Origin of the sequence: Devosia sp. 1635, assembly GCF_013185955.1 — a bacterium.
Classification (GTDB): domain Bacteria; phylum Pseudomonadota; class Alphaproteobacteria; order Rhizobiales; family Devosiaceae; genus Devosia.
The window spans coordinates 1-13,887 of record NZ_JABAOM010000001.1; the positions used below are offsets into that span (position 1 = coordinate 1).

General features: G+C 63.6%; 16 protein-coding genes. 8 read left to right on the forward strand and 8 right to left on the reverse strand.

The features are described 5' to 3' along the window. Positions 1 to 310: 310 nt before the first annotated feature. The 3 genes from HRU92_RS00005 to HRU92_RS00015 are packed head-to-tail and all read right to left on the reverse strand — an operon-like array spanning position 311 to position 1,833. Positions 311 to 925, reverse strand: coding sequence for a ferric reductase-like transmembrane domain-containing protein (locus tag HRU92_RS00005; protein WP_172122524.1), 615 nt, complete (start codon positions 923 to 925; stop codon positions 311 to 313). A 9-nt stretch (positions 926 to 934) separates the two neighbouring features. Continuing rightward, on the reverse strand, positions 935 to 1,423 hold the full coding sequence (locus HRU92_RS00010) for a twin-arginine translocation pathway signal (protein ID WP_172122525.1): 489 nt from the start codon (positions 1,421 to 1,423) through the stop codon (positions 935 to 937). A 41-nt stretch (positions 1,424 to 1,464) separates the two neighbouring features. Further along, on the reverse strand, positions 1,465 to 1,833 hold the full coding sequence (locus tag HRU92_RS00015; protein ID WP_172122526.1) for a glycosyltransferase: 369 nt from the start codon (positions 1,831 to 1,833) through the stop codon (positions 1,465 to 1,467). 44 nt (positions 1,834 to 1,877) lie between these two features. Between HRU92_RS00015 and HRU92_RS00020 the strand changes: the two genes are divergently transcribed. Continuing rightward, positions 1,878 to 2,150, forward strand: coding sequence for a hypothetical protein (locus HRU92_RS00020; RefSeq protein WP_172122527.1), 273 nt, complete (start codon positions 1,878 to 1,880; stop codon positions 2,148 to 2,150). 10 nt (positions 2,151 to 2,160) lie between these two features. Here the strand turns inward: HRU92_RS00020 and HRU92_RS00025 are convergent, their stop codons facing one another. Continuing rightward, positions 2,161 to 2,697: a hypothetical protein gene (locus HRU92_RS00025; protein WP_172122528.1), complete on the reverse strand. Its 537-nt coding sequence runs from the start codon at positions 2,695 to 2,697 to the stop codon at positions 2,161 to 2,163. Between the two features lie 175 nt (positions 2,698 to 2,872). Further along, the gene (locus HRU92_RS00030; RefSeq protein ID WP_172122529.1) at positions 2,873 to 3,100 is read right to left on the reverse strand and encodes a DUF2798 domain-containing protein; all 228 of its coding nucleotides are present in this window, start codon (positions 3,098 to 3,100) and stop codon (positions 2,873 to 2,875) included. Positions 3,101 to 3,374: 274 nt separating this feature from the next. On the opposite strand from HRU92_RS00030, the gene HRU92_RS00035 reads away from it, so the two are divergent. Continuing rightward, complete coding sequence (locus HRU92_RS00035) at positions 3,375 to 4,400, forward strand: SDR family oxidoreductase (protein ID WP_172122530.1); 1,026 nt, start codon at positions 3,375 to 3,377, stop codon at positions 4,398 to 4,400. 64 nt (positions 4,401 to 4,464) lie between these two features. On the opposite strand, the gene HRU92_RS00040 is transcribed toward HRU92_RS00035, so the two are convergent. Next, a complete protein-coding gene (locus HRU92_RS00040) occupies positions 4,465 to 5,715 on the reverse strand; it encodes a FecR family protein (protein ID WP_173087291.1) in 1,251 nt (416 codons plus the stop codon). A gap of 151 nt (positions 5,716 to 5,866) precedes the next feature. Here HRU92_RS00040 and HRU92_RS00045 point away from each other — a divergent pair, with 151 nt between their 5' ends. Then, on the forward strand, positions 5,867 to 6,385 hold the full coding sequence (locus HRU92_RS00045; protein WP_172122532.1) for an outer membrane beta-barrel protein: 519 nt from the start codon (positions 5,867 to 5,869) through the stop codon (positions 6,383 to 6,385). Positions 6,386 to 6,470: 85 nt separating this feature from the next. On the opposite strand, the gene HRU92_RS00050 is transcribed toward HRU92_RS00045, so the two are convergent. Beyond that, positions 6,471 to 8,315: a pilus assembly protein TadG-related protein gene (locus tag HRU92_RS00050; RefSeq protein WP_173087292.1), complete on the reverse strand. Its 1,845-nt coding sequence runs from the start codon at positions 8,313 to 8,315 to the stop codon at positions 6,471 to 6,473. Positions 8,316 to 8,381: 66 nt separating this feature from the next. Then, the gene (locus HRU92_RS00055) at positions 8,382 to 8,993 is read right to left on the reverse strand and encodes a L,D-transpeptidase (protein ID WP_172122533.1); all 612 of its coding nucleotides are present in this window, start codon (positions 8,991 to 8,993) and stop codon (positions 8,382 to 8,384) included. Between the two features lie 140 nt (positions 8,994 to 9,133). Here HRU92_RS00055 and HRU92_RS00060 point away from each other — a divergent pair, with 140 nt between their 5' ends. From HRU92_RS00060 to hisG, 5 genes are all read left to right on the forward strand, one after another. Then, positions 9,134 to 9,778, forward strand: a complete 645-nt coding sequence (locus HRU92_RS00060; RefSeq protein WP_172124851.1) for a DNA-3-methyladenine glycosylase I — start codon at positions 9,134 to 9,136, stop codon at positions 9,776 to 9,778. Positions 9,779 to 10,089: 311 nt separating this feature from the next. Continuing rightward, entirely contained in the window at positions 10,090 to 10,347 is a 258-nt protein-coding gene (locus HRU92_RS00065) for a hypothetical protein (protein ID WP_172122534.1), read from the forward strand. 90 nt (positions 10,348 to 10,437) lie between these two features. Continuing rightward, on the forward strand, positions 10,438 to 11,934 hold the full coding sequence (gene hisS, locus HRU92_RS00070) for a histidine--tRNA ligase (RefSeq protein WP_172122535.1): 1,497 nt from the start codon (positions 10,438 to 10,440) through the stop codon (positions 11,932 to 11,934). A gap of 136 nt (positions 11,935 to 12,070) precedes the next feature. Further along, a complete protein-coding gene (locus HRU92_RS00075) occupies positions 12,071 to 13,135 on the forward strand; it encodes an ATP phosphoribosyltransferase regulatory subunit (RefSeq protein ID WP_172122536.1) in 1,065 nt (354 codons plus the stop codon). Continuing rightward, positions 13,132 to 13,839 carry an ATP phosphoribosyltransferase gene (hisG, locus tag HRU92_RS00080; RefSeq protein WP_172122537.1) on the forward strand — a complete coding sequence of 236 codons (708 nt, stop codon included), beginning with the start codon at positions 13,132 to 13,134 and terminating at the stop codon, positions 13,837 to 13,839. The genes HRU92_RS00075 and hisG overlap by 4 nt, the downstream gene beginning before the upstream one ends. Positions 13,840 to 13,887: the final 48 nt, after the last annotated feature.

Sequence of the window (13,887 nt, forward strand, 5' to 3'; positions counted from 1 at the left end):
ATCAAGCGCGCCATCGCTGTCGCCGGCGTGGTGCCAATCCTCCAAGCTTTAAGGGGATGAAGCGGTCCCGCTGGTGCCAACGCATCACGCTCAGGCCAGACGCCGCCGCGAGTTCTCACACAGCCTCCACCCCAAGGAAGCCGTTCCGGCGCGCCAGACCAGAACGGCGGCTTTCCGGAGCTTGATTGGAGCGGCTGAGCAATCGGAATGGGGCGCATTACGGATCGACCGCTGCCGGCCGCTAGCGATCGGCTTCGGTCAGGTCCGCTTCTGCCCATATTCACTCTTTTAAAGCGGCCGCGGAACTAACCTAACTCCGTCCTTTGCTCAGTGCGCGCCGTCGCGCACGCAGCCACGGGGCTGCGGCCGCAGCCGCGGTTGCCATGATGGCTAGACTGCAGAGCACGGCCTTCGAGATCGTCTCCATTGTGCCCTCGATCAACATTGCGTGGATCACGCCGGCAAGCACGACGATGCTGACGAGGCCGGTGTGACTGAGGCGCCAGACGGGCGGCGAAAGGCGGCGCTGGAAGATCGCGAGCAGCGCGGCTGCGAAAAGCGCCCACGTACCGACCACCCCCCAGACGGAAAATGGAGTTGGCGAGCGCAAGAACAGCGCGTCTTCTATGTCGGGCGGGCTGGTGATCCACAGCCCGGCGACGTGGACGATCACCGCAGCGACCAAGACGATACCCCCTACACGATGTACACGACGACCGCGCAACAGGGGCAGGCCGGGGAGCCAGCCGGCAGCGAGCAGCGGCTGCACCAGCGCAACGCACAGCGCCACCACGCCTGCGAAGCCGGCGGTGATATAGACCGGATCGCGCCACGCCAGGTATTCGCTTGTCGCGGCAAGGGTCAGCGGCACGACGATGGCGAGCGTCAGGCCGGCCCAGATCAGTAGCGCCTGGGCCAGCCGCATCGCGTCGGGTCAGGCAGACTGCAGGACAAAGTGTGCCGTAAGGCTGGTGTCCTTCGCGCTGGACAGCAGGGGGCGGAGGAATACGGTCTCGTACTCGCCGCTGTCATAGGCGAGGTGCGCATGCGCCTGGCCCAGCGCTGGGACGATCTGCGGCATTTCGAGCCGGAACGCGCCGTTTGCGTCAGACAGCGTGGCGCCGTGGCTGTGCCAGTCACGCTCGCTGCCTTCCGTGGTATGGGCCCAGATCTGAATGCGCTGACCCGCGAGTGGGGCGCCGTCGCTGGCGTGCAGCACCGTGCCTGACATCCAGAAGCCGCCGCTGCCGATGCGCTCAACTATCGGCGCGCCGGGCATATAGTTGTTGGCGCCGCCACGCATGGAGGGCGTCGGAGGAAGGCTGGCAGCGCGAGCAGGCATTGTGAGGCCCGCAAGCCCGGCCACCGCAAACGCGGTGCCCGCGCAAAGCAAGGTTCGGCGCTGGAAGAGGGTGTCAGACATGCCGATCTCCTTCTCGAGTTCAATGATGAACCACGTAGAACTTAGCGCCCTTTCAGCCGCCGACCAATCGAGGTGGTAAGCAAGTTCGGGCACGGTTTCGTGATGGAAGGCAGCTGAGCAATGGTGCGACCTTTGGCGAGCGCCCCGACAGTTGGAGCCTCGCGATAGCGATCGATCACGTCCGCATCGTCGAGCAATCCGGTCAACGTCCCTTGGTCGGTGAGGTGCAAATCCTCGATCTGGCGCCGGAGGTTGGCTTGCAACGGCGGGGTCGTGGGTTTGCCGACAAGCTGTGCCTGCCAGGAAAGGTCGCGGATCTTTGCCAGGGCGGCGACGAGGATCTCATGGTCCTTGCGCGGCCAGGAGACCGACGGACCGCATGCCATACCCACTGCCGTCTTTCTCGACACTTCGTGCCATTCATGGCAGATGGGGGCCAGCAAGAGGAGTGGCGATGCACGTCTATGTTTTCAGCGGCCAGGGATCGATCATCGGCTATTCCCACGATCTGTCCGGGGCCAATCTGCCTGAACGGTTTGGGCCATGGGCCATGACCCGTGCACTCGACATGGTGGCGGGGGAAACCCAGCGGCCTTCCGTGGATACCGAGGCTTGCCTGAGCGACATCGAGGCGGTCGGTTATCATCTCACCGAGCGGGGCCAGAGGATCACTGCCGACCAGGATTCGGTCCGCACCACCGCACCCGTGCGCCGCACCTCGGCTTAGGCGCAAGTCGCTAGGCTTCGAGCTTGCCACCCACCGGTAGATTGGGGCTGCGAAAACCCATGGCCATCCATGCCCCCAACAGCTTGGCAAAGAACGACACGGACTGATGCTTGCGATTGGGCACGTCGCCGGGAAGCACCGAGGGATCGGGCAGGTCGGAGGTCATGGTGCGCATCTCCACCGGCGGCAGCGCCTCTTGGGGCCACAGGCCAGCGTAAAGGCTGAACCAGTGCCCGCCCTTGAAATCCAGAAACACCGGCGTGTTGCAGCATGTTGCCACGACGCGCCGCGTGCCTGCTTCGGGCGACAGGCGGAATTCGCGTAAACCATCGAGCCCGCCCAGGAACGTGACTCGGTCCTTGCGGTAAAGAACGAACCTGGTGGTGCCGTGTTCGCCCAGGATCGGCGCCGCGCCGTCCAGTTGTTCGAGCCGGGCCCCCGCTTGCCGGCAACTGCTGCAGCAGCATTCGGTGCTGATGATGGGTGCGCCGCTCAGCACAAGGCGCACCTGGCCGCAGCGACACCCGATCTCGTTGCTTTCCTTCATTGCCGGCTTCTCCCTTTCTCGTCTGGCCCGCCACGCTATGAAGCACAGGACGTTGCCGGGGCGGTGATTCCGACACGGCAGCGGCAAGCTTTGCCGGGGCAGGGCCGGGTGACGCCAGCCAAGGCTGACGCCGCCCTTGTTTGCCCCAGCGAATGGCTTTTCGAGGGAAACCCAATCAGGCGGTAGGGCGAACCAGGCGATGGGCAATGGCAAAGCCGATGCGGCCGGTGAACAGCGTCAGCACAAAGGCGATGGGCCAGGCGGTGATGAACTGGCGTGGCCAGGCCCGCAGCCACTCGGCGGTCGGCCCCATCACCAGCAAGCCCATGATACCGGACATGAAAAGGGCCATCATGAAGGTGATGCAGAGCTGGGCTACGAGGAGGGTCTTCTTGTCGGTCATTGCGGTTCTCTCAAAGGAGGACGGCACATGACGAAAGCTCGCTTCCGCCAGGCACCATCCCGATATGGGTTGATGCCGTGGGTTCGCTGGAGCGACTCTATCCCGCTTGCGCAGGGGCCGGAATAACCACACCGGCCTCACAATTTTTTCGACTCGAAAGGTTTACCGCAAAACGCGCCTGGCCGCAAACCGCCAGCTCACCGTCTTGTGCGGCTTCTTGACTGAACCAGGGTCGAACGCAGGCGTTAGCTGGCATTCCATTCAAAGGTGCACAATGCCTGCCAAGCTCAAACCTCTCAGCCAGCAGGTGATTGTGATCACCGGCGCGACCAGCGGCAATGGCCTGGCTACCGCCGAGCAGGCGGTGCGCCGCGGCGCCAAAGTCGTGCTCGCTGCCCGCAGTGCCGATGACCTGGAGCGGGTGGCGGTCCGCCTGCGAGCTGGGGGAGGGGAGGTCGCGATCTGCCCGGCCGATATGGCCGACGATGCTGCGGCCGAGCGCATCGCGCAAGCGGCCATCGACAGCTTTGGTGGCTTTGAAACCTGGGTCAACAACGCGGCGGCGGCCACTTATGGAACCATGGAACAGGTGACGCTCGCCGACCATCGCCGGGTATTTGAGGTGAATTATTTCGGCGTGCTGATGGGCTCGCTGGTCGCCGCGCGCCATCTGCGCGCTAAGGGAGGCGCGATCATCAATCTAGGCTCAGTGCTGTCGGACCGCACCATGATCTTGCAGGGCCCTTATTCAGCCTCCAAACACGCTGTGCAGGCGGCGACGGATGCCCTGCGCATGGAACTGGAGGAGGAGGGGGCGCCCATTTCGGTCACCCTGATCAAGCCCGGCGCCATTCATACGCCGTTCCCCGAACATGCCCGCAATTATCTCGATGCGCCCCCGCGCCTGCCGCCGGTGCTTTACGATCCCGAGCTCGTCGCGGACGCGATCCTGTTTGCCGCCGAGCATCCGCGGCGCCAGTTGTATGTCGGGGGGGCCGGTTTCCTGATTACGCTGGCCGGACGGCTGGCACCGCGTTTGACGGATCGTTTGCTGGAGGGTGTAGGGCGGCCGCTGCAGATTGCGCCCTGGGACCCGGGCGACCCAAGCCTGCGCGACAATCTCTATCAGCCTCGTACGGACGGCAAGCGCGAGGGCAACCAAAACTTCCATGTGCGCCGCCACAGCACTTTGCTGGCGGCGCAAAAGCATCCCCTAGCTGCCACGCTGATCGCCGGGTTGGTGGGCGCGGTGGTTCTCAGTGCCCTGCAAGGGAGCGGGGGCAAGTCCCGGCACAGCTAAAGCGCTCCCCGCCGGGCAAGGCGGGCAAAAGCTGTCGATCCCGGCAGCTTTTGCTTGCTGGCGATTAATCCTTCTTGCCGTTGTTCGCACCGGGCCCGTTGCCGTTGCCGTTGTTGGATCCAGGGCCGCTGTCGCCTCTGCCAGGCCCCTTGTCGTCGTGATCGTGGTTGTGCCCAGGCCCCGCCCCGGGCCCGGGCCCCGGCCCCGGGGCACCGCCGGGATTGCCGCCATTACCGTTGCCGTTCCCGTTATTGCCCTTGCCGTTGCCGTGATCATCCTTGTCAGGCTTGTCGGAGCCATTCCCATGGCCGTTCCCGTTATTGCCTGGTCCGGGACCGCCATTGCCGGGGCCACCATTACCATTGCCTTGGCCCCCGCCGTTGTTTCCACCGTTGCCGTAACCCTGGCCATTGCCATTGCCATTGCCATTGGCGTTGTTGCCGTTCCCGGCTCCGCCGTTTCCGTTTCCGTTTCCGTTCCCGCCGTTGCCAGAACCGTTCCCGCCGTTACCAGAACCATTGCCGCTGTTGCCAGAACCGTTCCCGCCGTTGCCAGAACCATTGCCGCCGTTCCCGGCACCATTGTTCCCGCCACCATTGCCGGTGCTGCCCCCGTTATTGTCGGATGGCGTCGTGCCGGGCCGTCCTGGATCGGGTTGAGTGCCGCGGTCCGGTTGGGGGTGGGACTCGCCCGCTGTTGTGGAGATGCTGGGCGGCTCTGCGGGAGCGCTGGATGGAGTGGCGGTCGGCTGAGTGACGATCTCGCCGACCTCGGGGCCGACCGAAGCGGACTCGCCGGCTGCAACGCTGGCAACCTGCCCGCTATCATTGTCGCTGACCGAAACCTCGCCGCGCTCCACATCGACGCGCGATGCGGTGTCGCTGGTTTGCACGGAAAAGCGGGTGCCCTTAACTACGGCCGCGAGATAAGGTGTTTCCACCGCGAAGTGCTCGACATTGCGCACTTCGGCTTCCACGCCAACTTCGCCGAAATACTGGCGCACAGTAGTATAGGGCAACGCGCCGGCAGCCGCGTCAAAGATCTGAACCTGGGTGCCCGGGCTAAGATCAAGCCGCTCTTTGCCGCGCGTAAAGGTAACCCGCCCATCGGTAGCGGTCTGGATGGGTCGGTTGTCGGGCACCACGTCGCCGCGTTGCAACTGCACCCATTGGCCGTTTTCAAGCGCGAACACCCCGCCGCGCAGCCGCTCGGCGACCCAATCGTCCGCCAAGCTTACACTTGTGGCCAAAGCAAAGGCGGCAACAGTCAGGAGGCCGGTACGCATGAACCGGCGGGATAAACTTGGGGAACGCATGAAAACACTCCAGAATTCATGGTAATAATGCCAGTGGAGTACCAGTAAACCCTTAAGATGTCCGGCAAAGTGGCGGCCAGCTGCGCGCGATATTTTAAGGCGATGTTAACCACGTTTGGTGCCAAGTGCGTGGATCACCGGAGCGCTTCGCATGAATCCCAAGTCCCTTGCCCTGCTTGCCTGCATCTCGCTGGCGGCTGTTCCAACCGTCGCGCAGGGCGCCGAGGCCTTTGCGCAGCTCGATGTGCCGGCGCTGCCGACCGAGTACGAAGTGGCTGTCGACTGGAGCGGCTTTTACGCCGGTGTTCTGGGTCAAGCCGTGGTCGGCCCAGACTCCACTGGCGGCATCGCCGCCGCTCTCGGCTATAGCTGGGCCGCTGGTGAACTGATCCTGAGCGGTGAAGCGGGCGTAGCCCGGTTTGGCGACGGCAGCGTCGATCTCTCCGCCCTGGCCCGCGCCGGCTTTCTCCCAAGCGAAACCCTGATGATCTTTGCCCTTGCTGACCTCGGCACCAACTCGGACACGGATGCCTTTGCCGGTCTGGGCGCCGGCGCCGAACTGGCACTGTCCGCCAATTTTTCGCTGCGTGGGCAGTATGAGTACCGCACCGATCTCTCGTCGGACGATGCCCGCCACCTCGCCGCCTTCGGCTTTGCCTACCGGTTCTAGCCCGCGTCCCACACCCACGGCCCCGATCGAAAATTGCCTCGCTTCCCCGGCGAGGCATTTTTGCATGTAGCTCGTGGAAGCAGCCCTATCTGGCCAGCCGCAACTGCGCCAGCTGCGCGGCGATGCGCCGGAACACGTCCTTGAGCTCGGCCGGGGTCTGGGGAAAATAGGCATATCCCTCCCCAGAGGAGCAATTGGTCAGCACGTTGGTTGCTTGTGCATTGGGTGAGCTGAGTCCGATCGTAAACACCTTCATGTCGGCTGCCTTGGCGGTTGCACAAGTGGCTAGGGTCTTGGCATCCATCGCACTGATCATCTTCGCCTCAGTGTTAAAGGCGGCATATTCATTCTCGTTATTGGGGATGCCATCGGTGTCGGCGAGCCGGCCATCCTTGCGAAAGCCCCAGGTAATATAGGCATTCGTACCGTTGTCGGATCTATCATAGGCGAGCCAATCAGGGTCATTGGAGCCATCGGTCATGATGATCAGGTTCTTGGAGACCGCGGCATTGGTATTGAGTAGTCCCTCTGTAAGCGGCTCGCTTGGCGATAGCGCATGCACCCCCCACATCGCACCCTGCTGGATATTGGTGCTGCCATCGGCTCGCATTCCCGCGATGCGATTTAGCACCGCTGCAGGGGAGTGACTGAGGGGCAGAACAGCAACTTCCGGGCAGAGGGCGTTCGGCCCGCTGCCGCGAGAGTCTGTCACCGTGGTACCATTGTACTTGCACAGCCGCTCCTGCAGCTCGCGCCGGCTCAGTGGGCTGAACGTTGAAACGGTCGTCATCACTCCGTTGGTAATGGCGCTCTGCGTTTCCTCCGCTTGGGTCCAGTTGGTGCCGATACAGCTGCTTGAGGGTGCCGTGGTCGTATTGCCTACCTGGCGACTGTAGGTGGTTGTGGTTGTTCCGTTACAGTAGGCGTAGCCAAATAGGCTGCGGCAATCGGTCTGTCGGACAGTGCGAATGCATTGGTTGATCTCGCAGCGCCCCGAAGTGATGCTCAAATTGCCAAGGTCGGATATATAATCATTGCCGCCAAACCGGTTGGTATCGGGCGAGAACATCGGCAGGAACTTGGTTTGCGCCGAATTGGGTGCCACATCCGTCGTGTCATTGGGCGCCTGGCGGGCTTCCACGCAGCCGCGCCACGGCACTTTGGTTTGCTCAAACAGCTTCTTGCGGTCTACCAGCCCGGTAAAAACATTGCTGTCATCGTCGTCGCTGTCGAAGTTCAGCTTTGCAAGTGGCGATTGCCCCGACCAATCGAGCCAGGCCGCATTCGAGAACTGCGGGCCCACATTGACCATGATGGTGAAGGGCACAATGCTGATGGCCACGTTCGGCGCGGGATTGCGGGTGTCGAGGGGCGCGCAGGCGTCGTTTACCTTGTCATAAAACAGGATATTGGTGGCACAGGTCGCCGCTTCCTTGAGATATTCCATGCGCCGGCTTTGGCCCATGGAGCCCGAGTTATCCAGCACCATCGCCACTTCCAGCTCAAGCATCTGCCTTGTAGCTTCTGAAACGATCCGCGCTTCCAGTGAGGGAACCCCCACGAGCTGCACAAAGGCGGTGGGCACCTTGATATGCGCTTGCAAGAACAGGGTGCCGCTCGCCGGATCAGTCCGGACCGTCTCGATGCTTGCTTCCACCCGGGCATCGCCAATGCGCTCTAGCAGCAGCGCCTCGGCCTTGGTCTCGATATCCGCCCTGTTGATCGGAACCTTGAAGATCTCGCCTTGCAGCGCGAGTGCCGCCGCATCGAGGGCCAGCTGGCCGCGGTTGCGGGTCTGCTCCAGCGTCACATAATCCACCACGGCCCCGCCCATGGCCACCAGCACAATGGCCATCAAGCCAAAGATCACGGCAAAGACCCCGCGCTCGTCGGAGCCGAAATTGCGGAGCAGGCAAAGCAAGCGAGGCATGGCGGGCGCACCCATGGCTAGAGGCCCCGGTGGCGAGGCCCCGCCATTTTGCGTGACAAACCCTTACTAAAGCACAATCACCTTGGTGCGCAGCTGCACCCGCTCATACAGGTCAACCACATCGTCATTGGTCATGCGGATACAGCCCGAGGAGACGTTCTGCCCAATGGTCCAGGGCTCATTGGTGCCGTGGATGCGATACAGGGTCGAGCCCAGGTAAAGGGCGCGGGCGCCCAGCGGGTTGTTGATGCCCCCTTCCATGTGGCGAGGCAGGTCTGGCCGACGCTTGAGCATGGCTGCTGGCGGCGTCCAGCTCGGCCATTCTGCCTTGCGGCTCACCCGGTGCGTGCCGCGCCACTCAAAGCCGCTCTTGGCCACGCCGATGCCATAGCGCAGCGCCTGGCCATCGCCGAGGATGTAATACAGGAAGTGCTCGGAGGTATCGATGATGATGGTTCCGGCGCGCTCCTTGGTCGTGACCTGCACCACGGTGCGTTGAAACTGCGCGGGAATGCGATTGCTGGATCGCACCATCACGACTTGCGGGGGTGGGCTGTAGCCGCCTGTCACGCCCGGAGGAGGGAGGAACCGCCAACCCGGAGGCAGTGCCTGCGCCGGCAGCGACACTGAAAGGCAAAGCATCAGCGCCAGGGCGCTTTTGAGGTAAGGTAAACCCATAGCAACAGCTCCAATCCGTTTATTGCCGGCCAATATGGCGTTAAATACCCAAAGCCTGATAAACCCAGAACGTTAATGGCCACCAAGCTGCCACAATTCGCTTTGGCTAAAACTGAACCAAGACCCGTGTTGTGACAACCATGCCTGAAGCATTGCCGGAGAGTAACCGGTGTCCATGGGCGGGCGCCGACCCGCTTTATCAGCATTACCACGATGCCGAGTGGGGCCGCCCCGTTACCGATGACCGGCGCTTGTTTGAAAAGATCTGCCTGGAGGGCTTCCAGTCCGGTCTGTCCTGGATCACCATCCTGCGCAAACGCGAGCGTTTTCGCGCGGTGTTCCATGATTTCGACATCGCGCGCGTTGCGGCGATGTCGCCCGAAGACGTGGAAGCCCTGCTGCTCGATCCCGGCATCATCCGGCATCGCGGCAAGATCACCGCCACGATCAACAATGCCGGCCGGGCACTCGAAGTGATCGATGAGTTCGGCTCACTGGCCGCTTATTTCTGGCGCTTCGAGCCAGCCCCCGACCAGCGTCCCACCGACCTGAGTTGGGACGCCTTGCGTCTCGTTGCGCAAACCGATGCCTCGCGTGCCTTGTCCAAGGACCTCCGCAAGCGCGGCTTCAACTTTGTCGGCCCGACCACCTGCTACGCCTTCATGCAGGCCATGGGCCTCGTCAATGATCACGTTCACACTTGCTTTTGCCGCGCCGAAGTCGAGGCCGCGCGGGCAAGCCTGGCACGCCCCAGCTTGGTTGTTGCTCGGGCGCAACAGCCCTGACCTTCTGCGACAACCTGCCGCATTCCCGCTTGCTCCTCGCGAGCTCGTGAGCTACACGAGCGGGGTCCAGCAACGCCATTCGGGAGGCACCAGCAATGACAGTTTGCATCCGCCTACGCCGCCGAATGAATTCCATGCAGCTCCGACACCGAGGCTAAACCCTCCGTTTCCCCCCTGCCGGCACTCGTGCCACTGGACATCATCCAGCCTCCACATCGGTGATGCGCGTAAATCGGGTCGTTTGCGGCCAGGATTCCGCTCATCACCACCATCCAACAGAAGGCCGGCGCCTAATCGCGTCCGGAACTGCCATGTCACATCAGTTTGACGGGCGCAGCATTGTGCTGCGCGTTGAATATTCCATCGCCGATGCCGTGCAGCAGCGCGGCCTCGTCCCCGTGCTCATCGCGGCGCTGCGCGCTTATTGGAGCCGGCCACGCCTGCCTCCAGACCTGCCCGCCTATCTGCGCGAAGATGTGGGGCTGAGCCCGCCCATCCAGCCGATGCACTGGCTTGACGTGCAGATCAATCCTCACGGCCGGCGTGGGGCGCCGCCACCGCCCTTGTGAGGGGAGGGGTGGGCTGGATTGACCCGGCCCACCCCTGTTGTCACCCCTTGGCCGATCCGCTAAGGACGACGCGTGCCCCAGGACCGCCCGATGACCCAAAAAGCCAAGCTGATCGCTCCGCGCCTGCCGCGCGGCTTTGAAGACCGCACGCCCGGCGAGATCGCGGCCGTTGATGCCATGGTGCAAACCATCCGCCAGGTCTATGAGCGCTATGGCTTTGATCCGGTGGAAACGCCCCTCTTTGAATACACCGAAACCCTCGGCAAATTCCTGCCCGATACCGACCGGCCCAATGCCGGCGTGTTTTCGCTCCAGGACGATGACGAGCAGTGGCTGAGCCTGCGTTATGACCTGACTGCGCCGCTCGCCCGCCACTTCGCCGAGAATTTCGAAACCCTGCCCAAGCCCTATCGCTCCTATCGGCAGGGTTATGTGTTCCGCAACGAAAAGCCAGGCCCCGGCCGCTTCCGCCAGTTCATGCAGTTCGATGCCGATACCGTTGGGGCCGCCGGCCCCGAGGCGGACGCCGAAATGTGCATGATGATGGCCGATGTGATGGATGCACTGGGCCTGCAGAACCAGTATGTGGTGCGGGTCAACAACCGCAAGGTGCTCGATGGCGTGCTGGCGACCGCCGGCGTCGGCACTGAAGAGCAAAAGCTTATCGTGCTGCGTGCCATCGACAAGCTCGACAAGTTCGGCATCGACGGCGTCAAGCTGCTGCTGGGCGCCGGTCGCAAGGATGAAAGCGGCGATTACACCAAGGGCGCCGACCTTTCGGCCGAACAGATCGAGCCCATCTTGGGCTATCTCGAAAGCGGCACTCCCGCGCCGGGCGTGGAAAAGGGCAGCAATGCCCATGTCATCGCCACCATCAACAATCTTGCTGGCCTGATCGGCGGCTCGGCCAGCGGGCTTGAGGGCGTGCAGGAATTGGCATCGATCTTTGGCTTGGTCAGCGCCGCTGGCTTTGGCGGCCGCGTCGTGCTCGACCCCTCCGTCGTGCGCGGCCTCGAATATTACACCGGTCCAGTTTTCGAGATCGAACTCACCTTTAAGGTGCAGAACGAAAAGGGTCAGGACGTGGTGTTCGGCTCGGTGGGCGGTGGCGGGCGCTATGATGGCCTCGTGTCTCGCTTCCGGCGTGAACCCGTTCCGGCCACCGGCTTTTCAGTTGGCGTGTCGCGCCTGGCCAATGCCCTCAAGCTTACCGGCAATCTCAAGTCAGCCGAGCCGGTTGGACCGGTTGTCGTGCTGGTGATGGACAAGGACCAGACCGCCGGCTACGCCGCGATGGTGTCCGAGCTGCGCGCGGCCGGCATTCGTGCCGAAATGTTTTTGGGCAACACCAAGAATTTCGGCAAGCAGGTCGCCTATGCCGACAAGCGCAATTCCCCTGCCGTGATCATCGAAGGCTCGCTTGAGCGCGAAGGGGGCATTTTGCAGGTCAAGGATCTCGTGGCCGGCAAGCAGGCCGCCGCCGCCATCACCGACAATGCCGAATGGAAAGCCGCGCGCCCCGGCCAGTTCGAGATCAAGCGCGAAGACCTGGTATCGGCCATCCAGCAGCTGCTGAGCGAGCAATGACCGGGGCCCTGATCGGATGGGAAAGCACACCAGGAGCTCAAGGCTCCTGCCCTCCCTCCCCCTTGAGGGGAGGGCCGGGGAGGGGGTCATTCAGTGAGTTACCCAGCCCGGCTTATCCTCGATCCGGAGCGGTCGCATGACGCACGCCGCTTACCGCCGCGCCCAGCTCGAATCCCTGGTGGAGGCTCAGGGCGCCACCCGGGCCGCGCCGCCCCTGCTGCTGCCGGCCGATCCCTATTTCGACCTGGCCGGCGAGGAATTCGGGCGCCGCTTGTTGCTGACCTCGGGGGCGAGCAGCGCCGAATATTGCCTGCGCCCCGATTTCACCCTGCCCATTGTTGCCGATTACATCGCCAATGGCGCCGGCGCGCCTGCGGCCTTTTCCTATCTCGGGCCCATCTTCCGCCAGCGCGAAGGCCTGCCCGCCGAATTCGACCAGGCGGGGCTTGAGCTGGTGGCCCAGCCCAATGGCGACGTGGCGCTCGATCAGGTGCTGACCTTTGCCCGCGCCGCGCTCGACCTTTATGGCGTGCGCCCGCACATCCGGCTCGGCGGTGTTGGCTTGTTCGAGGCCTTGCTGGCCCAGGCCGACATGCCCGCGCCCTGGCGCCCCCGCATCCGCCACCGCTTCGGCCACACCGAGGCCATGGGTCGGCTGCTCAGCCGACTGGAAGCCGCCCCCGACGCTCCCCGCGCCGAGCAGCCCACGCGCGAAGCGCTGATCGGCGAGATTACCGAAAACATGGTGGCGGCGGGCCTCAGCCTGTCGGAAGGACGCACCCCCACCGAAATCGCGGACCGCTATCTCGAGCAGCAGGCGCTTGATGCCGCCCATGTGCCGCCCGCAACCCTGGCGCTGCTGCGGGACTATCTCGCCATTTCCGGCCCCGTATTGCAGGCGCTGACCCGCCTCGAAGCCCTGGCGGCGCGGCACCGGCTGATGCTGGGCGCCCCCATTCGCACTATTCGCCGGCATCTCGACAATCTGGGCGAAGCGCATGTGAGCTTTGACGCCAGCTTCTCGCCCCGGCTCGATTATTATACGGGCATTGTTTTCGAGATGCGCGGTCCTGGCGGCGCCGTCCTGGTGTCGGGCGGGCAATATGATCGGCTGCTCGAGCGCCTTGGCGCTACGGCGCCCATCGCCGCCTCCGGCTGCGCCGTGTGGGTTGATCGTTTGGAGGCCGAGTTGGTGCAATGACCGGCCTTACCCTTGCCGTGCCCTCCAAAGGGCGTCTTGAAGAGCAAACCCGCGACTGGTTCGCCGCCCGTGGCCTCGAGATCACCCGCCCCGGCGGCGCGCGCTCTTATCTGGGCGCAGTAGACGGACACCCTGAGATCACCGTCCGCTTTTACCCCGCGGCTGAGATTGCCCGCGAATTGATCCGCGGCACCATCGATCTGGGCGTCACCGGGCTCGACCTGATCCACGAAACCAGCGAAGTCGGGCCGGCCGCCGTCGCGGTTGCCGCCGAGCTGGGTTTTGGCAATGCCGATGTGGTGGTCGCAGTGCCCGATAGCTGGATCGATGTCACCCATCTCCATGATCTGGCCGATGTCGCTTCCGACTTCCGCTCCCGCCACGGCCGTTGGCTGCGCATTGCCACCAAATATATCACCGTCACCCGCCAGCATTTCGCCCGCGCCGGCATCGCCGAATACCGGACGGTGGAAAGCCTCGGGGCCACTGAAGCCGCGCCCGCATCCGGGGTGGCCGATATCATCGTCGATATCACCAGCACCGGCTCGACCCTTGCCGCCAACGGCCTGCGCGTATTGGAAGACGGCGTGATGCTGCGCAGCCAAGCCTGCTTGTTTGTGTCGCGTGGCGCCGATTGGACGCCCGAGCGTCGCGCGGCGCTCGAGAACATATTGGGCACCTTGGGGGCGGCCGCCGACTTCTAGCGCTGCGCCCCATTGCCAGCCCTCCCCATTGGCGGCTAAGCCAAGTGC

Coding starts and splice junctions, on each gene's coding strand:
- HRU92_RS00005 (WP_172122524.1), bottom strand. CDS start 925: ATGCGGCTGGCCCAGGCGCTACTGATCTGGGCCGGCCTGACGCTCGCC.
- HRU92_RS00010 (WP_172122525.1), bottom strand. CDS start 1,423: ATGTCTGACACCCTCTTCCAGCGCCGAACCTTGCTTTGCGCGGGCACC.
- HRU92_RS00020 (WP_172122527.1), top strand. CDS start 1,878: ATGCACGTCTATGTTTTCAGCGGCCAGGGATCGATCATCGGCTATTCC.
- HRU92_RS00025 (WP_172122528.1), bottom strand. CDS start 2,697: ATGAAGGAAAGCAACGAGATCGGGTGTCGCTGCGGCCAGGTGCGCCTT.
- HRU92_RS00030 (WP_172122529.1), bottom strand. CDS start 3,100: ATGACCGACAAGAAGACCCTCCTCGTAGCCCAGCTCTGCATCACCTTC.
- HRU92_RS00035 (WP_172122530.1), top strand. CDS start 3,375: ATGCCTGCCAAGCTCAAACCTCTCAGCCAGCAGGTGATTGTGATCACC.
- HRU92_RS00040 (WP_173087291.1), bottom strand. CDS start 5,715: ATGCGTTCCCCAAGTTTATCCCGCCGGTTCATGCGTACCGGCCTCCTG.
- HRU92_RS00045 (WP_172122532.1), top strand. CDS start 5,867: ATGAATCCCAAGTCCCTTGCCCTGCTTGCCTGCATCTCGCTGGCGGCT.
- HRU92_RS00050 (WP_173087292.1), bottom strand. CDS start 8,315: ATGCCTCGCTTGCTTTGCCTGCTCCGCAATTTCGGCTCCGACGAGCGC.
- HRU92_RS00055 (WP_172122533.1), bottom strand. CDS start 8,993: ATGGGTTTACCTTACCTCAAAAGCGCCCTGGCGCTGATGCTTTGCCTT.
- HRU92_RS00060 (WP_172124851.1), top strand. CDS start 9,134: ATGCCTGAAGCATTGCCGGAGAGTAACCGGTGTCCATGGGCGGGCGCC.
- HRU92_RS00065 (WP_172122534.1), top strand. CDS start 10,090: ATGTCACATCAGTTTGACGGGCGCAGCATTGTGCTGCGCGTTGAATAT.
- hisS (WP_172122535.1), top strand. CDS start 10,438: ATGACCCAAAAAGCCAAGCTGATCGCTCCGCGCCTGCCGCGCGGCTTT.
- HRU92_RS00075 (WP_172122536.1), top strand. CDS start 12,071: ATGACGCACGCCGCTTACCGCCGCGCCCAGCTCGAATCCCTGGTGGAG.
- hisG (WP_172122537.1), top strand. CDS start 13,132: ATGACCGGCCTTACCCTTGCCGTGCCCTCCAAAGGGCGTCTTGAAGAG.